The following is a 20,156-nucleotide window of genomic DNA, read 5'->3' as shown; positions in this document are numbered from 1 at the left end:
GGCGGGGCGGGGGGGGGGGGGGGGGCCGGCGGGGGCGTGTCCACGCGGGGTCGCCCCCCCGCGGGGGTTTGGGGGGGGCCGGTTAATGTGGCGGCCGTTGGGGGGGGCAACCGGGCCCCGCTTCACATTTCTTTCGACATTTCTTGCCACCGCGTTCGACTGGCGCAAGCTTTGTTACCTATCTGACGTTTGTTGACGTGCCCAATATGCTTTTGCAGGGTAATCTCCCGACCGAACCGGCTCCCGAGCCTCTGAAGTGCGGCCGTTTCACGCTGACCTTCGAGCGCCCGCTCGTGATGGGGATCCTGAACGCGACGCCGGATTCATTTTCCGACGGCGGCCGCTACGAGCGCGGCGAGGCGCTGCGCCGTGCCGAGCAGATGTTGCTCGACGGCGCCGACATCATCGACATCGGCGGCGAATCGACGCGGCCGGGTGCGCCGCCGGTGCCGCTCGACGCGGAACTCGAACGTGTGATTCCGCTCATCGAGCAACTGCGGAGCGCAAACGTGCCGCTCTCGGTCGACACGTACAAGCCGGAAGTCATGCGTCGTGCGCTAGCCGCCGGTGCCGATCTGATCAACGACATCTGGGGTTTCCGGATGCCGGGCGCGGTCGATGCCGTTCGCGCGAGCGATTGCGGCCTGTGCGTCATGCACATGCTGGGCGAACCGCAGACGATGCAACTGGGCGAGCCGGCTTATGTCGACGTCGTGGGCGAAGTTCGCGAGTTTCTGACGGCGCGCGTTGCCGGGCTGGAGGCGGCGGGTATCGCGAAGGCGCGTATCAGTGTCGATCCGGGCTTCGGCTTCGGCAAAGCGGCGATCGAGCACAATTACGCGCTGCTCGCGCACCTGCCCGATACGGCACCGCGCGTGGGGCAGGGGGCGGCGCCGTATCCAGTGCTGGCAGGCATGTCGCGCAAGTCGATGCTGGGTGCGCTTGTCAACCGTCCCGCACCCGAGCGTGTCGCCGCCAGCCTGGCCGCCGCGGTGTGCGCGGCCGAGCGGGGGGCGGCAATCATTCGCGTTCACGATGTCGCACAGACTGTGGACGCGCTGAAGGTATGGGCCGCTGTGCGCGAAGCCGCGCGCCGTCCGGCCCACCGTGTATAACCTTGAACGCGGAACTGAACAGACGCCGTGCAGAAAGAGGGGAATCGAAGGATGGGACGTCGTTATTTCGGAACGGATGGAGTGCGCGGCAAGGTCGGCTCGGCGCCGATTACGCCCGATTTCGTGTTGCGGCTCGGCTATGCGGCGGGCAAGGTGCTCGCCGGTTCGGCCGCGGCCTCAGGGCCGCGCCCGGCCGTGCTGATCGGCAAGGACACGCGCATCTCGGGTTACATGCTGGAGGCGTCGCTCGAGGCCGGGCTTTCGGCGGCGGGCATCGACGTCATGCTGGCCGGTCCCATGACCACGCCCGGCATTGCCTATCTCACGCGGGCGCTGAGGCTCGCGGCAGGCGTCGTGATCAGCGCGTCGCACAATCCCTATTACGACAACGGCATCAAGTTCTTCTCCGCCGACGGCAACAAGCTGCCCGACGAAGTCGAAACGCAGATCGAGGAGCAACTGGAGTTGCCGCTCGACTGTGCGCCGTCCGCCCAGCTTGGCCGCGCGCGGCGCCTCGACGATGCGCGCGGGCGCTACATCGAATTCTGCAAGAGCACCTTCCCGCAAGCATTCAGCCTGCGCGGGCTGAAACTTGTCGTGGACTGCGCGAACGGCGCAGCCTATGACATAGCGCCGCACGTGTTCCATGAACTGGGCGCCGATGTGATTCCGATCGGCGTCTCGCCGAACGGCTTCAACATCAACGACGGTGTTGGCGCGACGGCGCCGGACGCGCTCGTGCGTGCCGTGCGCGCGAATCATGCCGATCTTGGCATCGCGCTGGACGGCGATGCCGACCGCCTGCAGGTGGTGGACTCGCACGGGCGCCTCTTCAACGGCGACGAACTGCTCTACGTGCTCGTAAAGGATCGCATCGCGACGGACGGCGAGGTGGCAGGCGCGGTGGGTACGCTGATGACGAACCTGTCCGTGGAGCAGGCCGTCGAGCGCCTTGGCGTGAAATTCGTGCGCGCCGCCGTGGGCGACCGCTACGTGCTGGAGCAGTTGCGCGAGCACGGCTGGCAGCTAGGCGCCGAGGGCTCGGGGCACATCCTGTCGCTCGATCGCCACACGACAGGCGACGGTATCGTTTCAGCGCTGCTCGTGCTGGCCGCGATGCAGCGCAGCGGGCAGACGATCGCGGAGATGCTCGATGGCGTGCAGTTGTTTCCGCAGCGGCTCATCAACGTGCGTATCGCGCAGGGTGCCGACTGGAAGGGCAACGCCACGATCCAGAAGTCGATTGCCGACGCCGAGGCCGAGCTCAAGGGCCGCGGCCGCGTGCTGATCCGCGCTTCGGGCACGGAGCCGGTGCTGCGTGTGATGGTCGAGGCACGCGAGGAGCGCGACGCCAATCAACACGCCGAAGCGATAGCCGAGACGGTCCAACGCTCCATTGCCTGAGCCGGAACTCCTTTAGTCATCGTGCGCGGCGACAACGCTACCACCGCGCACGTTGATTCTGGCCTCACAGGTGTCTTGCCCAGAGAGGTTTCAATACGCTTTCGGTGACAGGTAAATTCGCCAAAACCACCCGCGCTGCGTCCTCCCGCCGCAGGCTGCAAACCTTTGCGGCGCGTCCTCAAATGCTTGCTGTACAGGCCGCAACAGCCTTGAAGTCAGTCCCTTCTCCAGCCAAGTCCCGCCTTTCATCCGGTAATCGTATTGTCATGTTCAATTCATGAATCGTCACGGTACTGTCACATAGAGACCCTAAGCTTCGCGGTGTCGTTCATCCGCTCACACACTGGAGGTCTCATGAAATTGATGCAAACCGCGCTCGCTGGCGTTGCTGGCGCGCTCTTCGCGATTGCAGCGCAGGCAGCCGATATCACCGGCGCGGGCAGCACCTTTGCAGCACCGATCTACACGAAATGGGCGGACGCCTATCAAAAGTCGGGCGGCGGCAAGGTGAACTACCAGGGCATCGGCTCCTCGGGCGGTATCAAGCAGATCCTCGCCAAGACCGTCGACTTCGCGGGCTCGGACGCTCCGCTGAAGGACGACGATCTTGCCAAGGATGGTCTGTTCCAGTTTCCGACGGTGGTGGGCGGCGTCGTGCCGGCGATCAACGTGCCGGGCGTGAAGGCCGGCGAAATCACGCTGTCGGGCCCGGTGCTCGGCGACATCTATCTCGGCAAGATCAAGAAGTGGAACGATCCGGCCATCGTCGCGCTGAACCCGAAGGTCAAGCTGCCTGACCTCGACATCGCCGTGGTCCGCCGCGCCGACGGTTCGGGCACGAGCTTCATCTGGACGAACTACCTGTCGAAGGTCAACCCCGACTGGAAGAGCAAGATCGGCGAAGGCACGACCGTGAACTGGCCGACGGGTACGGGCGGCAAGGGCAACGACGGCGTCGCGGCCTTCGTGCAGCGTCTGCCGGGCGCGATCGGCTACGTCGAGTGGGCGTACGCGAAGCAAAACCACATGGTCTACACTGCCATGAAGAACGAAGCGGGCGCGGTCGTTCAGCCGGATACCGAGACGTTCAAGGCTGCTGCAGCCGGTGCCGACTGGAAGAAGTCGTTCTACCAGATCCTCACGAACGAGCCGGGCAAGGACGCATGGCCGGTCGTGGGCGCGACTTTCGTGCTGCTGCACACCGCGCAGGACAAGCCGGACCAGGGCAAGGAAACGCTCAAGTTCTTCGACTGGGCGTTCAAGAACGGCGGTGCCGCGGCGAGCGACCTCGACTACATCTCGCTGCCGCAATCGGTCGTGGACGAGATCCAGTCCCAGTGGAAGACGAAGGTCAAGGACGCGAGCGGCAAGCCGATCGCTGAATAAAAGGCAGGCTTGACGCCAAGCCGGACGGGGCCGTCGCGAAAATCGCGCGAGCCCCGTTCGGCCGTTTTGAAAGAGACCGTTCGTTATCCGGTTGTAAGGCCGGAGAATGGACGGGCTGCAGTCCCCAGCTGCATGACGGCCGCCAGGCTCGCACCTGACGGCATCTGGAAACAGGTCACCATGTCCGACTTCCCGCTCGTGTCGAATCCGTCCGGCAACGCGGCGCAACAAAAAGCGCCCAGTCCGGTCGGCGACATCATTTTCGGCGGCCTTGCGCGCCTCGCCGCTATCGTCACGTTATTGCTGCTCGGCGGCATTATCGTGTCGCTCATCATTGCTTCGCTGCCGACGATCCAGAAGTTCGGCTTCGCATTCCTCTGGACTGCCGACTGGGATCCACCCAGCGAGCAGTTCGGCGCGCTCGTGCCCATCTACGGCACGATCGCCACCTCGATCATCGCGCTCATCATCGCCGTGCCCGTGAGCTTCGGCATCGCGCTCTTTCTCACCGAGCTTTCGCCCGCGTGGCTGCGCCGTCCCCTTGGCATCGCCATCGAACTGCTGGCCGCGATCCCGTCGATCGTGTACGGCATGTGGGGTCTGCTCGTGTTCGCGCCGATCTTCGCGCAGTGGTTCGAGAAGCCCATCGGCCAGGTGCTCGGCGGTATTCCGTTCGTCGGGGCTCTGTTCCAGGGTGCGCCTATCGGCATCGGCATTCTGTGCGCCGGCGTGATCCTCGCGATCATGATCATTCCGTACATTGCTTCGGTGATGCGCGACGTGTTCGAAGTCACGCCCGTGCTGCTCAAGGAGTCGGCCTACGGCATCGGCTGCACGACCTGGGAAGTGATGTGGAAGATCGTCCTGCCGTTCACGAAGACCGGCGTGATCGGCGGCGTGATGCTCGGCCTCGGCCGCGCGCTTGGCGAGACCATGGCTGTCACGTTCGTGATCGGTAACACGAACCTGCTCGACAACGTGTCGCTCTTCTCGCCGGGCAACAGCATCACCTCGGCGCTCGCCAACGAGTTCGCCGAAGCGGAACCGGGCCTGCACACTTCCGCGCTGATGGAGCTGGGCCTGATCCTGTTCGTGATCACGTTCATCGTGCTCGCGATCTCGAAGGTCATGCTGCTGCGCCTCGAAAAAGCGGAGGGCGCACGATGAGCGAGCCGCGGATGTTGATTCCGGGCGCCACCTACGGCGCCGAACTGGAGAAGATGCGCGGCAAGCTGCAGCACCGCCGCCGCGTGGTCAACGCGATCGCCCTGACGTGCTCGCTCGCCGCCATGGCGTTCGGTATCGTCTGGCTCGTGTGGATTCTCTATACGACGCTCTCGCTCGGCGTGGGCGGACTTTCCGTGCAGCTCTTCACGCAGTCCACGCCGCCGCCGAACACCGATGGCGGCGGTCTGGCCAATGCGATCGTCGGCAGCCTGCTGCTCGTCGGCATTGCTACGCTCGTGGGCACGCCGATCGGCATTCTCGCGGGCGTCTATCTCGCCGAGTACGGCCAGAAGGCGTGGCTCGCCAGCGTGACGCGCTTCATCAACGACATTCTGCTGTCGGCGCCCTCGATCGTCGTGGGCCTGTTCGTCTACGCGCTCTTCGTTGCGAAGATGGGGCACTTCAGTGGCTGGGCCGGTGCGATCTCGCTCGCATTGCTGCAGATCCCCATCGTGATCCGCACGACGGAGAACATGCTCAAGCTCGTGCCGAACGCGCTGCGCGAGGCGGCTTTCGCGCTCGGCACCCCGAAGTGGAAGATGGTGATGTCGATCACGCTGAAGGCCTCCGTGGCGGGCATCGTGACGGGCGTGCTGCTGGCCGTGGCGCGCATTGCCGGCGAAACCGCGCCGCTGCTTTTCACGGCGCTGTCGAACCAGTTCTTCAGCGTGAACATGAATCAGCCGATGGCGAATCTGCCGGTCACGATCTACAAGTTTGCGATGAGCCCGTTCGCGCAGTGGCAATCGCTCGCCTGGGCCGGTGTTTTCCTGATCACGCTGGGCGTGCTGGGGCTGAATATTCTCGCGCGCGGCATCTTTTCGAAAAAGTAAGGGCGGAGTCATCCGATGAACATGGCAGAAAGTCACATCAACACCGCCGGCCACGCCAGTGTGCCGGCTGCGGGTTTCGAACCTGCGGATCCCGCCCAGGGTGCGCATGAGCAAACGCTCGGCAAGCCGAAGATCGAGGTGAAGGACCTCAACTTCTTCTACGGCAAATACCATGCGCTGAAGAACATCAACCTGCAGATTCCCGAAGGCAAGGTGACGGCGTTCATCGGCCCGTCGGGCTGTGGCAAGTCCACGCTGCTGCGCACCTTCAACAAGATGTATGCGCTCTATCCGGAGCAGCGCGCGGAAGGCGAGATCCTCATGGACGGCGAGAACCTGCTGACCTACAACAAGGACATCTCGCTCCTGCGTGCGCGTATCGGCATGGTGTTCCAGAAGCCGACCCCGTTCCCGATGTCGATCTACGACAACATCGCGTTCGGCGTGAAGATGTTCGAGACGCTTTCGCGCCCGGAGATGGACGACCGCGTCGAGTGGGCGCTGACCAAGGCCGCGCTCTGGAACGAAGTGAAGGACAAGCTGGGCCAGAGCGGCTACGGCCTCTCGGGCGGCCAGCAGCAGCGCCTGTGCATCGCGCGCGGCATTGCGATCCGCCCCGAAGTGCTGTTGCTCGACGAGCCGTGCTCGGCGCTCGACCCGATCTCGACGGGCCGTATCGAAGAGCTGATCGCCGAGCTCAAGAGCGACTACACGGTCGTGATCGTCACTCATAACATGCAGCAGGCCGCGCGTTGTTCGGACTACACTGCATACATGTATCTCGGCGAGCTGATCGAGTTCGGCGACACCGAGAAGATCTTTATCAAGCCGGTCCGCAAGGAAACGGAAGACTACATCACGGGCCGTTTCGGCTGACCGGGAGAGGGAGGAAATTATGTCCGACAAGCATCTGTCCAGCCAGTTCGACGCCGACCTCAACCTCATTTCGTCGAAGGTTCTCGAAATGGGCGGCCTCGTGGAATCGCAGATCATCACGGCGATGCAGGCGCTCAACGAATTCGACGGCGAAGCCGCCGAGCGCGTGATCGTCGCGGAAGACCGCCTCAACACGATGGAAGTCGAGATCGACGAAGAGTGCAGCAACATCATCGCGCGCCGCCAGCCGGCCGCGCGCGACCTGCGTCTCGTGCTCGCGATCTCGAAGACCATCACGAACCTCGAGCGCGCCGGCGACGAAGCCGAGAAGATCGCGAAGCGCACGAAGCGTCTGCTCGAAGACGGTGCCTCGCGCAGCGTGAACATCGCCGAGATCAAGGTCTCGGGCGAGATGGCTGTCTCGATCCTGCGCCGCGCGCTCGACGCGTTCGCACGCCTCGACACGGTTGCCGCCGCGCAGATCGTGCGCGACGACAAGGCCATCGACGAGGAATTCCGCGCGTTCGTGCGCAAGCTCGTGACGTACATGATGGAAGATCCGCGCACGATCTCGGTGGGACTCGACTATCTGTTCATCGCCAAGGCGATCGAGCGGATCGGCGACCACGCGAAGAACATCGCGGAGTTCATCATTTACATCGTGAAGGGCACCGACGTGCGGCACAAGTCGCGCGACGCGCTCGAACGTGAAGCATTGAGCTGAGTTAACTGGATAAAAGGTCAAGAGGTGCCGATGCCTAGCAGCATTCTCGTCATCGAAGATGAGCCCGCGATTTCGGAGCTGATTTCCGTGAACCTGCAGCACGCGGGGCATTGCCCGATTCGTGCATACAACGCGGAACAGGCGCAGAACCTGATCAGCGACGTGCTGCCCGATCTCATCCTGCTCGACTGGATGTTGCCGGGCAAGTCGGGTGTGTCGTTCGCGCGCGATCTGCGCAACAACGAGCGCACGAAGCACATCCCGATCATCATGCTGACCGCACGCGGCGACGAGCAGGACAAGGTGCTTGGCCTCGAAATCGGCGCGGACGACTACGTCACGAAGCCGTTCTCGCCGAAAGAGCTGATGGCGCGCATCAAGGCGGTGCTGCGCCGCCGTGCGCCGCAGCTTACCGAGGACGTCGTCGCGATCAACGGCCTGAAGCTCGATCCGGCCACGCACCGCGTCGCCGCGCATGCCGAAGGCAGCGAGATCAAGCTCGACCTCGGCCCGACCGAGTTCCGGCTGCTGCACTTCTTCATGACGCACCCCGAGCGCGTGCACAGCCGCACGCAGTTGCTCGACCAGGTGTGGGGCGACCATGTGTTCGTCGAAGAGCGCACCGTGGACGTGCACATCAAGCGGCTGCGCGCCGCGCTCAAGCCGGCGGGGTGCGATGCTATGATCGAAACGGTGCGCGGTAGCGGCTACCGTCTCGCGAAGAGCGCTTGACGCACGACTTGCTTTAGCCGCGCTGCACGCCGCGGCGCGGATCTGTGTGATTGCGTGCCGCTCGCGCATCGATGCAGCGCGCCCCGACCAGGCGTCCCCGTTCGGACTGTCTCTTTCAGATCAACGGAACATGAACATCATCTGGGCGCGCTCCTTCGTTTCCATCGTTTTGCTCGCGCTCGTGTGCACGGGCGTCAGTGCGCTATTCGGCGTCAAGGTCGCGCTTGCGCTGGCGGTCGCCGCGCTGCTCGCGCAAATGCTCTTCAGCACGTTTCACAAGCAGCGTCTCTGGCGCCTGCTCGATGCGCCGGTCTACGGCGAAGTCCCCAGCGCTCCCGGCGTCTGGGGCGAAATCTATTACCGTCTGCACAAGCTCGCGAAACGCTGGCACGCCCAGGTGCGCCAGGTCGAGCAGCAGCATTCGCGCTTCATCCAGGCGATCCAGGCCTCGCCCAATGGCGTCGCGATGCTGGACGACCATGACCAGATCGAGTGGTGCAACGCCATTTCCGAACTGCATTTCGGGCTCGATGCGAAGCGCGACCTGCGCCAGCACATCACGCACCTCGTGCGGCAGCCGGACTTCGTGCGCTACCTGAACTCCAACCGCTACGAAGACATGCTGATCATGCGCGGCATGGGCGCAAAGCGGCAGAACGTGATTTCGGTGCAGGTGTTTCCGTATGGCGATAACCGCAAGCTCGTGCTCTCGCAGGACATCACGGAGCTCGAACGCACCGACGCGATGCGCCGTGACTTCGTCGCGAATGTTTCGCACGAATTGAAGACGCCGCTCACCGTGCTGTCGGGCTTCCTCGAAACGATGCACGAGTTGCCGCTTTCGGAGAGCGAGCGGGCGCGTTACCTCGAACTCATGGAGCAGCAGGCGGCGCGCATGCGCCACATCGTGACGGACCTGCTGGTGCTCGCGCAGCTCGAAGGCGAAGGGCAGCAGCCCGGCGATCACATGGTCGACATGCGCGCGGTGCTCTGCCATGTGTGCGAGGATGCGGAGAATCTTTCGGGCGGTCATCATCGCATCACGGCCGACTTCGACGACAGCCTCAGCGTGACCGGTTCGGAAACCGAAGTGTTGAGTGCGCTCGGCAATCTCGCGACCAACGCGGTGCGCTATACGCCGGAAGGCGGCACGGTGCACCTGTCGTGGCGCGAGGAGGGCCACAGCGCCGTGTTCTCGGTGACGGACAGCGGCCTTGGCATTCCGTCCGCGGACATTCCGCGTCTGACTGAGCGCTTCTATCGCGTGGACCGCAGCCGCTCGCGCGACACGGGCGGCACGGGGCTGGGCCTCGCGATCGTCAAGCACGTGCTGCAGCGCCACGATGCGGCGCTCGAGGTGAAGAGCGAGGAGGGGCGCGGCAGTACGTTTACGGTGCGCTTCCCGGTCGGGCGTACGGCGCGGCGGCAGCCGACGCCGGCGTGAGACGGCACGCTTTACGGCACGCTTCGTCCGGGCGATAAAAAGGCCGCGCAATTCGTAATTGCGCGGCCTTTTTGCTTGCGGCGCGCGTCGCACGAAACGACGCGGCGCGATAACGTTACGGCGTCACGGGCAGAACTTCGCGAGCAGGCTCAACTGCGCATTGCGCACCGACTTGCCCGCGCGGCGGCGCCGGTAGTGACCATCGCTCTGCATGAGCCATGCCGACTGGTTGTCGCCGAGGAAGGTCGACAAACCTTCGGCGATCACGCGGCGCTTCAGGCGCCGGTCGTCGATCGGGAAGGCCACTTCGACGCGGCGGAACAGGTTGCGGTCCATCCAGTCGGCGCTCGACAGATAGACGTTCTCCTCGCCCCCGGCATAGAAGTAGTAGATGCGGTGATGTTCGAGGAAGCGCCCGACGATCGAGCGCACCGTGATGTTCTCGGAGAGGCCCGGTACGCCGGGTTTCAGCGAGCAGACGCCGCGCACGATCAGATCGATCTTCACGCCAGCCTGCGAGGCCTCGTAAAGCTCGTCGATCACGGTGGGTTCGAGCAGCGCGTTCATCTTCGCGACGATGCGCGCCTTCTTGCCGGCACGCGCCGCGTGGGCCTCGGCGCGTATGGCTTCGACCAGCTTCGGATGCAGCGTGAACGGCGACTGCCACAGCTCGTGCAGCGGCAGTTCGCCACCGATGCCGGTCAACTGCTGGAAGACGTGATGCACGTCCTCGCAGATCTTCGGCTGGGAAGTCAGGAGGCCGAAGTCCGTATAGAGGCGTGCCGTGCGCGGGTGGTAGTTGCCGGTGCCGAGGTGCACGTAGCGACGCAGCACCATGCGGCCGTTCTGGGACACGCGGCGCACGATCAACATCATTTTTGCGTGGCACTTGTGGCCCACCACGCCGTAGACCACGTGTGCGCCCACGGCTTCGAGCTGCGAGGCCCAGTTGATGTTGGTTTCCTCGTCGAAGCGCGCGAGCAGTTCCACCACTACCGTCACTTCCTTGCCGTTGCGCGCGGCCTGCATGAGCGCGTCCATCAGCGGCGAGTCGGTACCAGTGCGGTAGATGGTCTGCTTGATCGCGACCACGTTCGGATCGTTTGCGGCCTGCAGCAGCAGTTCCAGCACGGGCTGGAAGCTTTCGTACGGATGATGCAGCAGCACGTCGCCCTGATCGATCACGTCGAACAGATTGCTGTTCGCGGCGATGCGCTTCGGAATCGCGGGGACGTGCGGCACGAATTTGAGGTCGGGGCGGTCCACCATCTCGGGCAGTTGCATGAGGCGCACGAGATTCACGGGGCCGTCGACGTAATAGCAATCCTTTTCGGTGAGGCCGCTTTCGTCGAGCAGACGCTTCACGAGCTGCACCGGCGTGTCGGCCGATACTTCGAGGCGCACGGCATTGCCCAGGTGCCGCGCGGGCAGTTCGCCCTGCAGCGCGACGCGCAGATTCGTGATTTCGTCTTCGTCGACGAAGAGCTCGCTGTTGCGCGTGATGCGGAACTGATTGCAACTGCGCACGACGAGCCCCGGGAACAGTTCGCCGATGAAGCGCTGCAGGAGCGAGCCGAGCAGCACGAAGCCGTGCTGGAAGCCCGAGAGTTCCTGCGGCATGCGCACGAGACGCGGCAGTGCGCGCGGAGCCTGTACGATGCCCATGACGGCTTGACGCCCGAAGGCGTCTTTGCCTTCGAGCTCGACGACGAAGTTCAGGCTCTTGTTGAGCACACGCGGGAACGGGTGCGCGGGGTCGAGCCCGATTGGCGTGAGAACGGGTAGCAATTCGTCGAGGAAGATGCGGCGCGCCCATTCGGTCTGCGCTTCGTTCCAGGCGTCGGTGCCGTGGAAGTAGATGCCTTCCTGCTCGAGGGCCGGCAGCACGGTATCGTGCAGCATGCTGTACTGACGGTGCACGAGCCGCTGCGCGCGCTCGACCACGAGGTCGTACACATGCTGTAGGGACATGCCGTCAGGCGAAAGCGCGCCCGGGTTGTCGCGTATTTGTTCCTGAAGCCCGGCCATACGGACTTCGAAGAATTCGTCGAGGTTGCTGCTGGTGATACAGATGAAGCGCAGGCGTTCGAGCAAGGGGACCGAAGGGTCGGCCGCTTGCGCGAGCACGCGCTCGTTGAATCCCAGAATGCCCAGCTCGCGATTGAGTAAGGGGTAGCGGATGGACATCGGCAATGAAAACTGAATGTCAGGGTTGGATTCGAACGGACGCTCGGAAATTCGCACAGTTTGGTGACTTTATTGTGACATTCGCGGTGTCATAAATTTTACGCTGCATTTTCACGAAAAAGACAACGCGGTTCGTAATGATGCACAGTGGTTCATGCTCACTAGTTCATCCTTGCTGGCATGAGGAGCGACATTGTGAAAGCGGGTACGCTTAAAATGACACATTTGAACAGCGCGGCCGCCGCCCGAATGGCCGCGCTCGCACGCATGGAGCCCGCCCCCTCGATGGTCACCAACCCCCAACTGCTTGCTGCCGTTGATCTTGGTTCCAATAGTTTTCGCCTGATCGTTGGCCGGGTCGAAGAGACCGAAGCCGGCAGCCAGATCTATCCCGTCGACGCCCTGCGCGAGCCGGTCCGCCTTGCCGCCGGTCTCTCCAGGGACAAGATGCTCGACCGCGCCTCGCAGGTGCGCGGCTGGGACGCACTCAAGCGCTTCGGCGAACGTCTGCGCGACTTCCATCCCGATCACGTGCGCGCGGTTGCGACCAACACGCTGCGCGTCGCCAAGAATTCGCGCGAGTTTCTTGTCGAAGCCGAAAACGCGCTGGGTTTTCCGATCGAAGTGATTGCGGGGCGCGAAGAAGCGCGCCTTATTTATGCCGGCGCCGCGCATTCGGTGCCGGCGAGCGCGGGCAAGCGGCTCGTTGTCGACATCGGCGGCGGTTCCACCGAGTTCATCATCGGCGCGCACTACACGCCGATCCGCATGGAGAGCCTCTATATCGGCTGCGTGAGCCACAGCCGCCAGTTCTTCCCGTCGGGCAACGTCGACGAATACACGATGCGCCAGGCCGAACTCGCGGCCACGCGCGAAATCCAGATCATCTCCGGCGACTACCGCAAGACCGGCTGGGAGCAGGCGATCGGCTCGTCGGGCACCGCGCGCGCGCTCGCCGAACTCGTCGAGGCCAACGGCTTCAACGACCCGGGCATCACGCACGGCATTACGCGCGGCGGCCTCGAACGGCTCAAGCGCGCGCTCATCAAGGCCGAGAACGTCAACCGCCTGAAGCTCGTCGCGCTCAAGCCCGACCGCATTCCGGTGCTGGCGGGCGGCCTCTCGATCATGATCGCCGTGTTCGAGGAACTCGGCATCGACTATGCCGACACCACCGACGCCGCACTGCGACTCGGTGTTCTCTACGACCTGCTCGGGCGCTCGCAGCACGAGGACATGCGCACGATCACGGTCGAGGGCTTCATGCGACGCTATGGCGTCGATCGCGCGCAGGCGGGGCGTATCGGCGAACTGGCCATACGCTTCTACGACCAGCTTGGCGAGTCCGACGAGGAGCGTCTTGAGGAAAGCCGCATGTTCCTCGGCTGGGCCGCGTCGCTGCACGAGATCGGTCTTTCGATTTCTCACAGCGCCTATCACAAGCACTCGGCCTATATCGCCAGCAACGCCGACATGCCCGGTTTCTCGCGCACCGACCAGGCGCGGCTCGCGGCGCTCGTGCTCGGCCACGTGGGCAAGCTCGGCAAGCTTTCGCAGACGCGCGACGTGCAATGGCCGCTGTTGGCCTGTCTGCGCCTTGCGACGCTGCTGTGCCGCCGGCGTGCCGACGTGGGGCTGCCCGAGATTACGGTGGCGCTGGATGGCAATGGCTATGAAGTGCGCCTGCCCAACTCGTGGGTTCAGAACAATCCGCTTACCGATTACAACCTCGTGCAGGAAGCGGCGGAGTGGGGCAAGATCGGCATGCCGTATCGCGTGGTTTATACGGAGGACTGATCGTTTTTTGCGGTGCCCGCAATGAGAGCGCCCGGCCTGCGAGCCGGGCGTTTGTATTTCGGTTTTGCGGCTTGTGCTCAGTGCCCGGCTGCTTCGCCGAGGAAGTGGCGCGCGTAGCGTTCGTTGATCTCCGAAAGACGGAACAGCGTGAGGAAGTCGGCGCAGTTGAAGTCGGGATCCCAGGCGGGCGCGCCGCAAATCTTCGCGCCGAGGCGCAGATAGCCTTTGACGAGCGGCGGCGGTACGGCCGGGGCGCCCGTGCGCAGTTCCTCGACCGGCAGCGGCGTGTGGGGGAACGCGCGATATTCGGGCGCGGTCAGCGCATTCGCACCGAGCGCGGCGTAGAGGTTGGCGGCGTAGTGCCCGCCGTCGGCCATCGAGACGCTTGCGCAGCCGAGCATCGTTTCGTAGCCGTTGTGCGTCATGTAGGCGCCGAGCCCGCCCCACAGCGACATGATGACGCCGCCGCTGCGGTAGTCGGGGTGCACGCAGGAGCGGCCCACTTCGACCATCTTCGGGCGCAGGTGGGCCAGACGCGAGATGTCGAATTCGCTCTCGGCGTAGAGGCGGCCGACACGCGTGGCCTCGTGCGGCGGCAGCACGCGGTAGGTACCGACGACCTTGAGCGTGTCGAGATCGCGCACGAGCAGGTGGTCGCAGTAGTGGTCGAACGCGTCGACGTCGAGGCCGGCCGGGCCCGTGAGACGCGCGCCCATTTCCTCGGCGAACACGCGGTAGCGCAGGCGCTGGGCTTCGCGCAGCTCTTCGTCGCTGCGAGCCCAGGCCACCTGCAGACGATGCTGCGCGGTGATCGTTTCTTCGGCGCGCGGCAGGCGGCGGTTCGTCTCGAACAACGTCGAGGCGAGCGGCAGGATGGGCGTCGGCAGATCTCGCATGGGTCGTCCTGGTCGGGAGGTAACGGAACTTTTCCGGCAAATGTAGTAAGGCGCGGTTACGGTTACATGGCAGCGCAATGACGATTCGGTGACTGGGCGTAAGGTGGGTGTAGGTGGGAAGAGGGCTGCGCTGGATGCCTGGGCAGCCGAAGTGGCCGTTGCCGTCGTAGCGGGTGGCAAGGGCCTGGGTGGCGCGCCCGCGGAGGGCGGGCGGCTGTGATGGCGTTGCTGCTAGATCAGGTCGGGTGTGATCGCGGCGTGCAGGACGGCCTGCTCGTCGCCGTTGCGCTCGCGGCTGGCGAGCCAGACCACGGCGCCCTTCTTGAGCGCCCAGCTACGCGGGTCCTGTCCGCTGGAAAGGAGGCGCGCCGCCACTTCGCCGAGCGTGGGCTGATGGCCGACGATGAGGACCGTGGGCGCGGCGCCTTGCGGCCAGCCTGCTGCGGCGAGAACGGCATCGACGCTCGCATTGGGCGCGAGTTCGCGCACGACGCGATACTGGTCGGTCAGCGCTTCGGCGGTCTGGATCGTGCGGGCCGCGGGGCTCGCGAGGATAAGGGTGTCGTCGGGCAGGCGGGCGCGCAGCCACTTCGCCACGTTCTGCGCCTGCTTGCGCCCGCGCGTGGTGAGCTGGCGTGCGAGATCGCTGGCGGCAAAGTCTTCGGCTTCGGCGTGGCGCCAGAGGATGAGGTGCATTGGCGTTTCCTGGATCGGATCGGGCAGCGTAGGGTGGCGTAGGGCGATTGCCCTGTCTCCGCATCTTGCACGTCCGGGGTGGCAGGAGCAAGGCGAGGCGGCGCAGTTTGACGGGGGAGGGTGAGAGCCGCTACAATCTCTGATTCGTCGGAGCGTAGCGCAGCCTGGTAGCGCATCTGATTTGGGATCAGAGGGTCGTAGGTTCGAATCCTATCGCTCCGACCAATAGTTTCAAGCACTTAGCCCAGCCTTAACCGGCTGGGCTTTTTGCTTTCTGGGTCCGTGTAGGCACTGTGTAGGCAAATTCAATCAACGCCGGAAGGGTTGCTGGCGGAGAAATCCTGATTCGCGGCCTTCACCACCCCATAGCGGCTTAGCCATTCTTCGGGTGCGCCATCAACGCTCGCGGCTGACGGGTGCATCAGTACGGCTTCGGCTTCGTCCCGTGCGTCGGTATACAGCACGATTTCCCTTCGCGGCACCTCCGCCGCCAGCACAAGGGGCTCCGGGCCTGCGAAGCGCATGGCGAACCAGCAGGCGATATCGCGGTCGAGTGTCCAGCTATAGCCGGTTCGCGCCAGGCATCTCCGATGCGCCGCATGCGCCGCGCCAGACGCGCACGGTTGGCCCCATGAAATCCGGCAGGGGAAACGCGGCATAGCGAAACATGGTCGCGAGGCGGCGGCGCGTCCCGGCAGCGCCAATCACCCTGGCGTAGTCATGTTCCCAAACCGCCTCCAGGTACTTGCGAAACGCGGGCCGGGGTATCTTTGCATCCCACATTGCCACGGCCACCGCGCCGCGCTTGGGGTTGTCGAGCGCAACGGCCAGTTCCAGAGCCGCGTTAGGATCGCCGGAGAACGCCGCTTCCACGTACTCCATTGCCTAGGGGGCCGCATACCGCAGCACGACATGCATGGCGTGCTGCCAAAAAAAGGACTTCGCGCGGTGCATGGCCCATGCCTGGGTGCGGACCTCCGCGCCCCTCAGGTATCACGTTGACGGAAGTAGGAAGGATAGAACGATTGCAGAAATGCGGGGCAAACTATCGACGCGGCAGCGCCGCCCGATGATGGAAGCGTGGGCGGCGCATGTATGCGGGCTGGCGGGTTGGCCCCATAGACAAAGCCGCCACAAGGGCGGCCTTCTGGTGCACCGAAATGGGGGCGCTCAGGGAACCTAACCAACTAGCGGCCCCAAGGCAACCGGGGCCTCATTGCCCGTATTTTTTCCCAAGAAGAAGGTGGAAGATCAATGTATGTTTGGTCATCGCCACCATCGCCTTTTATGAACATTACAGATTTATTGTAGTGTTTTTCTTCCTCACCAAATCCAGTCCATAATACTTGGATGTCATCTGCATAGGCAACGAAAGTATGTTGAGCGAGCAGTCTCCCGTTTTTTTCATCATATAATCTGCCAACATAATCATTACCCGCCCGGCCTTCCATACCAAACATGCATCGTTCGGCTATAAATTTCCCATCTGGTGAGTTAGATCGCTCACACTTGGTACCATGTGGAGTATCGTCGAACATTAACCAGTACCCTATAATAAGAAGGATACAAAAAAAGTAATCTTAACTGACCGCTTCATAGTGGCACCCGGATGGGATTTTGCAGTCGAATAAATTTCCTATCAGAAAAACTGATAAAATCGCCACCACGATTATGTTTTTTCTGCTAATCCCGGAAATCAGAATTGTGAACCGGAGAATATAGATTCGATTTTACACGCACATTACCAATCGCAACGGGGTAATCGAGATAGGGGAGCCGAGATGTTTTTGATTCGACGAACGCGTAGGGAACAAGCGCAACTCCATTCACCCCCCAATGCCCCAAATAGGTTGATCGCGCCCCGCGTTCATCGGTGAATGAGAAAGGGTTTTTCACATACATCCATATTCCGGTCACCTTGGCAATACGATCCCCTGATGGGTTTTTTTCAATGTTGCCTTGCGCTATCGCCGCATAGAACGCAAATCCGCCCAACGCCGCATAAAGATCATCGGGAATTCCACGGTTATCCATATTGAAGCGTAGGAAATCTTCCAACTTCTCAGAAAGTACCGCATCAACGGTACTTACCTGGAATTCAAAAGAATTATGCAATTCCCTGATACCATGACCGCAAATGTCGCTTGTGAAAAACAATCCGTAGTAGTTTCGATAATAACTTAATTTTTCGGATATTTCATGCATCGCCTTTGGCCGATAAATCATTTCACTAACAAGCTCGTCAAATTTAACCTTTGCCCGGTCGTATTTGAGCACCCAATCCAGTTTTATGTCGTCGTAAGCATACATATCGTCAGCATAGGGATTCCCATTCTGGTCAATGCCATTATTGTTCGGCGAATAATTAAGCCTTCCTGCAAACCACCGCTCCATCATCTTGGCCCCAACCGGCATATGTTCCTTGCGCATGGCGTTCGGTATTTCCTGAATGTCGAACGGCGGCACCGTCTCCACCTTTGGCTCAGGCGTGGCCTTGAGCGGTTTGGGCGGATCGGGGGTATCCAGCCACTTCTTGAACCGTCCCAGCGCTTCGAATGCGTCCATGACACCGTTAATTGTATTGGCCGTACGGTTCGGTGGTGGTGCGGGCGGCGGCGGGGCCTTCGGTTTGGGTTGTTTCGGCAATGCTGGCGGAGCCTTGTCCATCGACAAGCGGACCTCATGCACGATGCGAGCGCCGTCTTTCTTGCTCCAGCGCCACAACAGCTTGTTAATCTCGTAATACGGGAGTTCATTACCTGCCATAACCTACCCATCCAGATTGAGCTTGAATCCCCGCCAAGGGACACGGAACAGTAGACTCGCCGCGCATCCTGGCGACCCAGTTTATGCGCTCCAAGGGGACGCACTAACCCAAGGCCAATCGTTGGCAAGGCAGAGGAAAAGCGATATCAGACATATCCGAAAAAACGGATCGCCAGAAATGCGAAAAGCCGCCCTTGTGGGGCGGCCATGCTATCGGGTGCGCCGTCCTGCTGTATCAATGCATTACGGTCCAGCGTCCGCCCGCTGCATCAAGGCGGCGCGCGCATCGGCAAGCCGAAGGGCTCTTCCGGGTCGTCTCACACCTGTTGCATTAAGCGTGCGCCCGAAGCGATCGTTGTACTTGGTCGTGGGGCGTAGCGCGGCCAGGTGTGGACACTGGTTGAACCGACTAAGAGTCGCTAACACAAGTCATCCACGAAGCGGGAACAAATGACAGCCGCAGTCAGGGAGAGCAACGCAACATGAATGTCGAGACGACGCTCGAAACGAATGCGCAGTTTGCCGAATCCGGCGAACCAGGTATGCGTGCGCTCGACGACCCAGCGATGCCGTCCAGGTCGCTCGTTGCTCTCTACGCCTCTGCGGGCGATACGAGCCGTGATTCCGCGCTGCTTCAGGTAGCGCCGGCACCGGGCAAAGCATAGCCCTTGTCCGCATGCAGTTTGCTCGGGCGTTTGCGAGGCCGGCCATTCAGTCCCGACACCGACGGGATGGCATCGACTGTCCGCTCGAACGCAATCGAGTCGTGCCGGTTGGCCCCCGTGACCGTGACGGCAAGCGGAATTCCTCGCGCATCTACGACGATGTGCCGCTTCGACCCGAGCTTGCCTCTGTCCGTCGGGTTGGGGCCGGTTTCCTGGCCCCCCGGGGGCTGGAAACGCTGGCTGCATCAAGGCTCGTCCGTTCCCACTCAATCTGGTCATGTTCACGCAGTCGGCGCAGCATTGCCAGATGCAGCCGGGCCCATACGTCTGCGGCGTGCCAATCGCGTAGCCGGCGCCAGCATGTCATGCCGCTGCCGAAACCGAGTTCCTGCGGTAGGTCTTCCCATGGGATGCCCGTCTGCAAGACATACAGGATGCCGTTTAATGCTGCGCGGTCATCGACCGTACGGCGCCGGCCACCTTTGGGCGACGGCGTGGGCGATAGACTTCGTGTTCGATTCGCTGGCCAACGGGCGGCACATGCGTATGCTGACGATTATCGACGCATGGAATCGGGAGTGTCCGCGCATTGAAGTGGGCTTCTCGCTAACCGGCGCGCGTGTTGCCCGCGTACTGGAGCAGTTGCGATTGCAGGGGCGTTGCCCGAGGCCGATTCAGGTCGATAACGGGCCGGAATTCGTGAGTCGCGCGTTGGATGCGTGGGTGCACGAGCACGGCGTGCGATTGCAGTTCATCCGTCCCGGCAAGCCGGTGGAGAACGCGCATATCGAGAGCTTCAATGGGCGACTACGCGAGGAATGTCTGAATCAACACGCGTTCGTCAGCATCGATGACGCACGCCAACGCATTGAAGCCTGGCGAATCGATTACAACTTGGTCCGGCCGCACAGTGCGCTGGGGCAACTGGCGCCGGACCAATTCCGGCAATTGCATCAATCAAAAACCGGCGAGACCACTAATTTACGAATGATGTACTCGGCGGGGTAAGGTCAGCGCTATTAACACTCGTACCGATATCAATGCCGCGTTGAAGGCGACGGGCCATAAGCCGTTTGCTTTGCGCTGACTCTGGAGATCGGGCTGTACGAAACGCAGATCCCATAGCCCGCCTCGTGCTAATTTATTGGTTCCGCAACCACAAGAGACGGAGACGGAATGAACATCGACATCCATATCAGGTACTCCGAGAGAGCCATTGCAGCCGCTGGGCCGCTGCCGCCCACCCGGTTCTCCTATTCGGTTGGTATCCCCTTTCCTCAACCTGGCGACTTCATCGAAACGGAAACCGACTCCGGACCCCTGGCGTTCAAGGTGGTCGAGCGTGTGTTTTCGTATGGGAATCGCTCGGTCGATATACGCGTATTGCTCGACCTTCCGTCCTGAGTGG

The 20,156-nt window shown here is 62.6% G+C and carries 18 protein-coding genes, 1 tRNA gene and 2 pseudogenes; 13 read left to right on the top strand and 8 right to left on the bottom strand.

All coding sequences use genetic code 11. The features are described from left to right. The first annotated feature begins 206 nt into the window (after positions 1–206). From folP to phoR, 9 genes are all read left to right on the top strand, one after another. Positions 207–1,115 (top strand): dihydropteroate synthase, encoded by a 909-nt coding sequence (gene folP / locus V8683_RS09495; RefSeq protein ID WP_411190515.1) that lies wholly within the window; start codon positions 207–209, stop codon positions 1,113–1,115. 51 nt (positions 1,116–1,166) lie between these two features. Continuing rightward, entirely contained in the window at positions 1,167–2,519 is a 1,353-nt protein-coding gene (glmM, locus tag V8683_RS09490; RefSeq protein ID WP_411189047.1) for a phosphoglucosamine mutase, read from the top strand. A 354-nt stretch (positions 2,520–2,873) separates the two neighbouring features. Next, on the top strand, positions 2,874–3,905 hold the full coding sequence (gene pstS / locus V8683_RS09485) for a phosphate ABC transporter substrate-binding protein PstS (protein ID WP_411189048.1): 1,032 nt from the start codon (positions 2,874–2,876) through the stop codon (positions 3,903–3,905). 180 nt (positions 3,906–4,085) lie between these two features. After that, entirely contained in the window at positions 4,086–5,072 is a 987-nt protein-coding gene (gene pstC / locus V8683_RS09480) for a phosphate ABC transporter permease PstC (protein WP_411189049.1), read from the top strand. Beyond that, the gene (gene pstA / locus V8683_RS09475; protein WP_411189050.1) at positions 5,069–5,965 is read left to right on the top strand and encodes a phosphate ABC transporter permease PstA; all 897 of its coding nucleotides are present in this window, start codon (positions 5,069–5,071) and stop codon (positions 5,963–5,965) included. Before pstC ends, pstA begins: the two co-directional genes overlap by 4 nt. Before the next feature lie 21 nt (positions 5,966–5,986). Next, positions 5,987–6,841, top strand: coding sequence for a phosphate ABC transporter ATP-binding protein PstB (gene pstB, locus V8683_RS09470; protein WP_411190516.1), 855 nt, complete (start codon positions 5,987–5,989; stop codon positions 6,839–6,841). 19 nt (positions 6,842–6,860) lie between these two features. Then, positions 6,861–7,565, top strand: coding sequence for a phosphate signaling complex protein PhoU (gene phoU / locus V8683_RS09465; RefSeq protein ID WP_411189051.1), 705 nt, complete (start codon positions 6,861–6,863; stop codon positions 7,563–7,565). Positions 7,566–7,595: 30 nt separating this feature from the next. Beyond that, positions 7,596–8,297 (top strand): phosphate regulon transcriptional regulator PhoB, encoded by a 702-nt coding sequence (phoB, locus tag V8683_RS09460; RefSeq protein ID WP_027795211.1) that lies wholly within the window; start codon positions 7,596–7,598, stop codon positions 8,295–8,297. Between the two features lie 130 nt (positions 8,298–8,427). Continuing rightward, positions 8,428–9,741, top strand: coding sequence for a phosphate regulon sensor histidine kinase PhoR (gene phoR / locus V8683_RS09455; RefSeq protein ID WP_411189052.1), 1,314 nt, complete (start codon positions 8,428–8,430; stop codon positions 9,739–9,741). Between the two features lie 123 nt (positions 9,742–9,864). Here the strand turns inward: phoR and ppk1 are convergent, their stop codons facing one another. Continuing rightward, positions 9,865–11,928, bottom strand: a complete 2,064-nt coding sequence (gene ppk1 / locus V8683_RS09450; protein WP_411189053.1) for a polyphosphate kinase 1 — start codon at positions 11,926–11,928, stop codon at positions 9,865–9,867. Between the two features lie 216 nt (positions 11,929–12,144). Between ppk1 and ppx the strand changes: the two genes are divergently transcribed. Beyond that, positions 12,145–13,725: an exopolyphosphatase gene (ppx, locus tag V8683_RS09445; protein WP_411189054.1), complete on the top strand. Its 1,581-nt coding sequence runs from the start codon at positions 12,145–12,147 to the stop codon at positions 13,723–13,725. Positions 13,726–13,802: 77 nt separating this feature from the next. Here the strand turns inward: ppx and V8683_RS09440 are convergent, their stop codons facing one another. Next, the gene (locus tag V8683_RS09440) at positions 13,803–14,621 is read right to left on the bottom strand and encodes a GNAT family N-acetyltransferase (protein ID WP_411189055.1); all 819 of its coding nucleotides are present in this window, start codon (positions 14,619–14,621) and stop codon (positions 13,803–13,805) included. Between the two features lie 231 nt (positions 14,622–14,852). After that, entirely contained in the window at positions 14,853–15,317 is a 465-nt protein-coding gene (sixA, locus tag V8683_RS09435) for a phosphohistidine phosphatase SixA (protein WP_411189056.1), read from the bottom strand. Between the two features lie 148 nt (positions 15,318–15,465). On the opposite strand from sixA, the gene V8683_RS09430 reads away from it, so the two are divergent. Further along, positions 15,466–15,542 (top strand) — tRNA-Pro (locus V8683_RS09430). A gap of 80 nt (positions 15,543–15,622) precedes the next feature. On the opposite strand, the gene V8683_RS09425 is transcribed toward V8683_RS09430, so the two are convergent. The 5 genes and pseudogenes from V8683_RS09425 to V8683_RS09405 form a co-directional block, all read right to left on the bottom strand. Next, positions 15,623–15,841 (bottom strand): hypothetical protein, encoded by a 219-nt coding sequence (locus tag V8683_RS09425; protein WP_411189057.1) that lies wholly within the window; start codon positions 15,839–15,841, stop codon positions 15,623–15,625. A gap of 37 nt (positions 15,842–15,878) precedes the next feature. Then, positions 15,879–16,190 carry a hypothetical protein gene (locus tag V8683_RS09420; RefSeq protein WP_411189058.1) on the bottom strand — a complete coding sequence of 104 codons (312 nt, stop codon included), beginning with the start codon at positions 16,188–16,190 and terminating at the stop codon, positions 15,879–15,881. Between the two features lie 314 nt (positions 16,191–16,504). Further along, positions 16,505–16,777 (bottom strand): hypothetical protein, encoded by a 273-nt coding sequence (locus tag V8683_RS09415; protein ID WP_462880624.1) that lies wholly within the window; start codon positions 16,775–16,777, stop codon positions 16,505–16,507. Positions 16,778–16,910: 133 nt separating this feature from the next. After that, positions 16,911–17,882: pseudogene (locus V8683_RS09410) on the bottom strand (DUF6402 family protein). A 620-nt stretch (positions 17,883–18,502) separates the two neighbouring features. After that, positions 18,503–19,247, bottom strand: a pseudogene (locus tag V8683_RS09405) (IS5 family transposase); the annotation flags it as partial. Positions 19,248–19,258: 11 nt separating this feature from the next. Between V8683_RS09405 and V8683_RS09400 the strand changes: the two are divergent. Continuing rightward, on the top strand, positions 19,259–19,756 hold the full coding sequence (locus V8683_RS09400; protein ID WP_411189060.1) for an integrase core domain-containing protein: 498 nt from the start codon (positions 19,259–19,261) through the stop codon (positions 19,754–19,756). Between the two features lie 168 nt (positions 19,757–19,924). Next, a complete protein-coding gene (locus tag V8683_RS09395; protein ID WP_411189061.1) occupies positions 19,925–20,152 on the top strand; it encodes a hypothetical protein in 228 nt (75 codons plus the stop codon). The last annotated feature ends 4 nt before the right edge of the window (positions 20,153–20,156 follow it).

Source organism: Paraburkholderia sp. AV2 (genome assembly GCF_054968425.1).
Note: the sequence above shows the minus strand (reverse complement) of the source record. Positions and strands in the feature narration are given on the sequence as shown.

Bases quoted from the DNA above. Each gene is read 5' to 3' on its own strand.
- V8683_RS09440 (WP_411189055.1), bottom strand. From the start codon at position 14,621: ATGCGAGATCTGCCGACGCCCATCCTGCCGCTCGCCTCGACGTTGTTC.
- V8683_RS09425 (WP_411189057.1), bottom strand. From the start codon at position 15,841: ATGCGCTTCGCAGGCCCGGAGCCCCTTGTGCTGGCGGCGGAGGTGCCG.
- ppx (WP_411189054.1), top strand. From the start codon at position 12,145: ATGACACATTTGAACAGCGCGGCCGCCGCCCGAATGGCCGCGCTCGCA.
- pstS (WP_411189048.1), top strand. From the start codon at position 2,874: ATGAAATTGATGCAAACCGCGCTCGCTGGCGTTGCTGGCGCGCTCTTC.
- V8683_RS09395 (WP_411189061.1), top strand. From the start codon at position 19,925: ATGAACATCGACATCCATATCAGGTACTCCGAGAGAGCCATTGCAGCC.
- phoR (WP_411189052.1), top strand. From the start codon at position 8,428: ATGAACATCATCTGGGCGCGCTCCTTCGTTTCCATCGTTTTGCTCGCG.
- phoU (WP_411189051.1), top strand. From the start codon at position 6,861: ATGTCCGACAAGCATCTGTCCAGCCAGTTCGACGCCGACCTCAACCTC.
- sixA (WP_411189056.1), bottom strand. From the start codon at position 15,317: ATGCACCTCATCCTCTGGCGCCACGCCGAAGCCGAAGACTTTGCCGCC.
- glmM (WP_411189047.1), top strand. From the start codon at position 1,167: ATGGGACGTCGTTATTTCGGAACGGATGGAGTGCGCGGCAAGGTCGGC.
- pstB (WP_411190516.1), top strand. From the start codon at position 5,987: ATGGCAGAAAGTCACATCAACACCGCCGGCCACGCCAGTGTGCCGGCT.
- pstC (WP_411189049.1), top strand. From the start codon at position 4,086: ATGTCCGACTTCCCGCTCGTGTCGAATCCGTCCGGCAACGCGGCGCAA.
- ppk1 (WP_411189053.1), bottom strand. From the start codon at position 11,928: ATGTCCATCCGCTACCCCTTACTCAATCGCGAGCTGGGCATTCTGGGA.
- folP (WP_411190515.1), top strand. From the start codon at position 207: ATGCTTTTGCAGGGTAATCTCCCGACCGAACCGGCTCCCGAGCCTCTG.
- pstA (WP_411189050.1), top strand. From the start codon at position 5,069: ATGAGCGAGCCGCGGATGTTGATTCCGGGCGCCACCTACGGCGCCGAA.
- V8683_RS09415 (WP_462880624.1), bottom strand. From the start codon at position 16,777: ATGTTTGGTATGGAAGGCCGGGCGGGTAATGATTATGTTGGCAGATTA.
- phoB (WP_027795211.1), top strand. From the start codon at position 7,596: ATGCCTAGCAGCATTCTCGTCATCGAAGATGAGCCCGCGATTTCGGAG.